We start from the raw sequence: 1,201 nt of genomic DNA, 5'->3' as shown, positions 1-1,201 counted from the left end.
ACGGGCGGTGGCGGGGGCTTCTCGACGGCGGAAACGCCGACGACGCCCACCTGGGCAACCTTGGTCGGCGCCGCGGCGTCGGGCGCCACGACGGCCGGGGCGGCCTTGACCGCAGCGGGAGCGGCCTTCACGGCAACAGGGGCCGAGATGGTCGCGGCCTGGGCGGTCGCAGGGGCCGCCTGGGCCGGCAGGGCGAAGGCCGCAACCATGCCGCCGGAGGCGGCGAGGACAGCGGAGGCCTTCACACCGGACTCGCCGGCGCGGGCGACCATGCCGGTCAGTTCGGTCAGGGGGTTGTGACGGCCGGCTGCACGATGGCGACCGGACACAGGGGTCTTGGACACAGTGAACCTCTCGACGCCTTCGAGGTGAGCTGTCGGGTTCGGGCTGAGGTTGTGCCCGGCCGATCGGCGAACCGATCGGCTTCACCCCAAGGATCCTGAGACCAGGACCCGAAGTGGTTCCCCCGCTCCTGCCGGCGGTGGTGCGAAAGAACTCTCGGGCAGTGGCAGGACTCGGCGTTCTGCCCGTGAGGACACCATCCAGGGGAGATGGCGACCTGCCCAAGGTACACACCCGACAGACGAATGTCACATTTGGGTCACGGGCGCGTCATCACCTGGTCGGCGGAAGGCTCGGGGCTCAGCCGATCCTCAGGGTCGGCGCACCGAGGCGCATCGCCGTGGCGTGAAGGAGGGTCGTATGACCTCCGCCGCTGACCTCTGCTGCGTCAGTTGACCGAGACGTGCACGTGGTCGTAGTGGTTCTGGGTGGGGCTGCCGCGGTCGGCCATCGCCTTCCACCCGCCACCGGGGTGCCAGATGCGCTGCTTCCAGATGACGTACTTGACGTTCAGTTCGCCGGCGTGCGCCATGACGAAGGCCGCAATTGCGTCGCCCTCAGCGAAATTGTCCACCATGATGTCGGCCGCCTTCCCGGCGCCGTGGTCGCCGGAGTCGCCGGCTCGGTAGCCACCGATGCTCAGCGGCCCGAAGAGGGAGCGCACCGCCGAACAGACCGCAGAGGCACTGCTGCCCAGCCCCAGTCCTCGGCACATGCCGGAATACGCCGACGTCGAGTAGCCGGTGGCGCCGGCCGCGTTGGTGGCCCCGCCCGCGGCGCTCTGCGACCCAGCCGCCCCACTGTCGCCCTGGGCATCCAGGTTGACCTCCTCGGCCGGCTTGGCAACGGCCGAGATGCC

Annotated in this window: 2 pseudogenes and 1 riboswitch; both pseudogenes read right to left on the bottom strand. The window is 70.2% G+C overall.

Features of this window, described 5'->3' with window-relative positions:
- A pseudogene (locus BN10_RS17360) lies at positions 1-344 on the bottom strand (hypothetical protein); the annotation flags it as partial.
- A 2-nt stretch (positions 345-346) separates the two neighbouring features.
- A riboswitch (cyclic di-AMP (ydaO/yuaA leader) is annotated at positions 347-497 on the bottom strand.
- Between the two features lie 233 nt (positions 498-730).
- Positions 731-1,201: pseudogene (locus BN10_RS17795) on the bottom strand (ligand-binding protein SH3); the annotation flags it as partial.

The organism is Phycicoccus elongatus Lp2 (genome assembly GCF_000367525.1).
GTDB classification, from domain to species: domain Bacteria; phylum Actinomycetota; class Actinomycetes; order Actinomycetales; family Dermatophilaceae; genus Phycicoccus_A; species Phycicoccus_A elongatus.
Note: the sequence above shows the minus strand (reverse complement) of the source record. Positions and strands in the feature narration are given on the sequence as shown.